Annotated in this window: 5 protein-coding genes; all 5 read left to right on the plus strand. The window is 30.1% G+C overall.

Annotated features, from left to right (window positions below; all coding sequences use genetic code 11):
• The first annotated feature begins 194 nt into the window (after positions 1-194).
• Positions 195-362: a hypothetical protein gene (locus tag CHL78_RS20925; protein WP_158540744.1), complete on the plus strand. Its 168-nt coding sequence runs from the start codon at positions 195-197 to the stop codon at positions 360-362.
• 28 nt (positions 363-390) lie between these two features.
• The gene (locus tag CHL78_RS19865) at positions 391-672 is read left to right on the plus strand and encodes a cysteine hydrolase family protein (protein ID WP_243446492.1); all 282 of its coding nucleotides are present in this window, start codon (positions 391-393) and stop codon (positions 670-672) included.
• A 143-nt stretch (positions 673-815) separates the two neighbouring features.
• Positions 816-1,898 carry an ABC transporter ATP-binding protein gene (locus tag CHL78_RS19870; RefSeq protein WP_243446491.1) on the plus strand — a complete coding sequence of 361 codons (1,083 nt, stop codon included), beginning with the start codon at positions 816-818 and terminating at the stop codon, positions 1,896-1,898.
• A complete protein-coding gene (locus tag CHL78_RS19875; protein WP_094368799.1) occupies positions 1,882-3,162 on the plus strand; it encodes an ABC transporter substrate-binding protein in 1,281 nt (426 codons plus the stop codon). Before CHL78_RS19870 ends, CHL78_RS19875 begins: the two co-directional genes overlap by 17 nt.
• Positions 3,152-3,362: sugar ABC transporter permease (locus CHL78_RS21030; RefSeq protein WP_206749961.1), on the plus strand; the 211-nt coding region annotated here is incomplete at its 3' end. The genes CHL78_RS19875 and CHL78_RS21030, both read left to right, overlap by 11 nt.

The raw sequence follows: 3,362 nt of genomic DNA on the forward strand, positions 1-3,362 counted from the left end.
CAAATTAAAAAGGATGGTTGTTTATTATAATAAACAACCATCCTTTTTAATTTGTACGCTATGAGAATGATTAAATAATTTTTATTATAAAAATATTGAATAAATCATTTAAAACTACTATAGTAGAGCCATTAATAAGCCATGTTATAATATTAACTGGTATTAGAGCTTAGCTAAATAGGGGGAAATAAAAGTTGGATAATTTAGAATTTAACAAAGATAGAAGTGCATTAGTGATTATAGATATGCAAAATGAATTTATTCATCCAGAAGGATCATTATCAAAAATGGGGTTAGACACTTCGAGAACATCAATAGCTATAAAGCCTATAAGAAAATACGTGGGATGCAGAAATAATTGATGAACTAAGACCTGAAAAAGATGATTATATAGTAAAAAAACATAGATTTAGTGCATTTTATAATACTCAGTTAGAAGATGTTTTGCGTGGATTAGATATAGAATCATTAGTTGTAGTAGGAATTGCTACTAATGTATGTGTGGAATCGACAATAAGAGATGCATCTTATAGAGATTATAATGTATTTCTGCCGATAGAGGCTACAGCATCTTACACTGTAGAGCAAGAGATAGGAGCTATTGGAAACTTTGAATTTGCATTTGCAAGAGTAGTATCATTAGATAACATGATAAATAAATTAAAAAAATAAAAAATAGCCTATTCTAAGTTAATAAATATTCAAATCTCAATATATGAACACTTAGAGTAGTTTTTTTATACAAAAGATTTAGAAAGCAAAGACAATACAGAGTATAACAATGACAGGAGATGGAAGATATTAGCTACATAAAAATGAATAATATTGTAAAAAAATACCAAGGTGCATACAGGGAAGTCTTACACAACTTTGATTTAAGTATAGCTAAGGGAGAGTTTATTGTTATAGTAGGTCCTAGTGGTAGTGGGAAATCAACATTATTAGAAATAATTTGTGGTTTTGAAGCTCCAACAAGTGGAACTATTGAAATTGATGGAACTGTAGTTAATGAAGTATTGCCTAAAAATAGAAACGTATCGATGGTGTTCCAAGACTATGCGCTATTTCCTCATATGACTGTATGTGAAAATATTGCATTTGGGATGAAAATAAGAAAAGTTGATAAATCTACAATAGACAAAAAAGTACGTTGGGCAGCTGAGATATTACAATTAGATAAATATTTAAAAGTAAAGCCAAGTAAGTTATCAGGTGGTCAAAGACAAAGAGTAGCACTTGCTCGTGCTATGGTAAGAGAACCAAAATTATTCTTAATGGACGAGCCACTATCAAGCCTAGATTCAAAACTTAGATATGAGACCTGTCATGAAATTCTAAACTTACACAATAAAATAAATGCTACAACAATTTATGTAACCCACGATCAGGTTGAAGCCTTGTCTTTAGCAGATCGTATAGTAGTTCTTAATGATGGAGTAATACAGCAAAATGATGTACCTATAGAGGTATATGAAAATCCAGCAAATCTATTCGTAGCAAAATTTATAGGTAGGCCTCAAATGAATTTATTTGAAGTAGTAGTAAATAAAGATAATATTACTTTAGATGAGTTTTTAAAGTTTAGAAGAGACTTAATTAAACTACCAGAATATAATAATCGATATATATTAGGTATAAGATCAGAGCATATTATTTGCTTAGATAAAGAATGTAAGGATTCGATAGAAGCAATTATTGAAAAAACTGAGTATACAGGTGGTGAAACATTACTTTACTTAAAAGCTAATAGAATTTCATTTACCATGAAATATACAAAAAATAAGAGGTTAAAAATAGGGGATACAATACATGTAACCTTTGATTTTAAGAAGGCATCTATTTTTGATTATAAAACAAAAGTCAATATTAAGGAGAGACAATATGAAGAAAATTATTAGTTTAGCACTTGTAACAGGATTGATGCTATCAGGATGTGCAAAAGGATCAGCTGATGGCTCTAAGGGTGAGGGGAAAATAGCTGGGGAGATTACTGTTGTAACAGATAGAACAGATGCAGATGACTTATTTGAGGAAATCGAAGCGAATTTTAAAAAGAAGTACCCAGATGTAACTGACATAAAGTGGGAATCATCATCTGATTACAACAACCACATATCAACACGTATGAATACTAAAGATTATGGAGATGTATTGTTTGTACCGTTTGTATTAAATGCTACACCTCAAGAATATAGTAATTACTTTGAGCCTTTAGGAAGTATAGAAGAATTAGAAAAAGAATATATGGATGTTACTGAAGCTGATCATGACTCTACAGTTTATGGATTACCTTCTCGTTTAAATTCACTTGGAATTATATATAACAAAGAAGTACTAAAAAAGGCTGGTATAGAAAATATGCCAACTACAATGGAAGAAATGATGGAAACTCTACAAGCAATAAGTGATAATACTGATGCTATTCCATTATATACTAATTACAATACTTTACTTGGTATGTGGGGAGGAGCATTAACTTCATTTGGAGGAGAGCAATATCGTTCTGATATGTTGAAAGAAGGAACTGCATTTGAAAAAGGACAACCAATAAGAGAAGTAATGGATTTATTCTATAATATATCATCAAAAGGATTAATAGAAGAAGATCCTATAACAGGAGATCCGGCTAAATCATTCCAAATGTTAGCAAATGGTGAAGTAGCAATGCTTATGAGTGGATCTCAAGATGTACCAGTAGTTCAAGGATTAAGTACAGATAAAGAAAATATAGATATAGCACCATTCCCAGTAAAATTAGATGGCGAAACTAGTATAGCATATGGTGCAGATTCAGTAGTTGGTATAAATAAGAATAGTAAAAATGTAGAAACAGCTAAAGCATTTCTAGAATTCTTCATATCAGCTGAAAGTGGTTATGCTGAAGAATCAAATGGTATACCAACTAAAAAGGCGGATTTTAATGACGAACAAAAGAAAATATTTGAAGACTATAAAATTATATTAACAGCTCCAACAGATACTCCTGAAGAAGAAGCTTTATATCAATCAGTTGCTAATGAAGTAGGAGTTGGAAGATTAAAAGATACATTACAAAAAGTAATTAATATAGGTCTATATCCAAATGAGAATGAAAGCTATGAAGAATTTGTTAATAATTTAGAAGTAAAATGGAGTAAAGCTTTAAAGAATAATGAAAAGTAATAACCTAAGGAAGAAAGAAAGAAGTGTAGCTTTCTTCTTTCTTTTTTTTCCGATTTTATTATTAGTGACATTTGGATTACTACCTATTTTTCATTTATTTCAATATAGTGTAACCTCTTGGAACGGGCTATCAGATGTAAAAGAATTTGTAGGAGCAGATAATTTTATTAAGATTATAACAGATCCAGATTATATAAAGG

Source organism: Romboutsia weinsteinii, assembly GCF_002250835.2.
Lineage (GTDB): Bacteria > Bacillota > Clostridia > Peptostreptococcales > Peptostreptococcaceae > Romboutsia_A > Romboutsia_A weinsteinii.

What these genes read in the sequence shown, in the direction of transcription:
- CHL78_RS19875 (WP_094368799.1), top strand. Translation starts at nt 1,882, where the DNA reads ATGAAGAAAATTATTAGTTTAGCACTTGTAACAGGATTGATGCTATCA.
- CHL78_RS19870 (WP_243446491.1), top strand. Translation starts at nt 816, where the DNA reads ATGAATAATATTGTAAAAAAATACCAAGGTGCATACAGGGAAGTCTTA.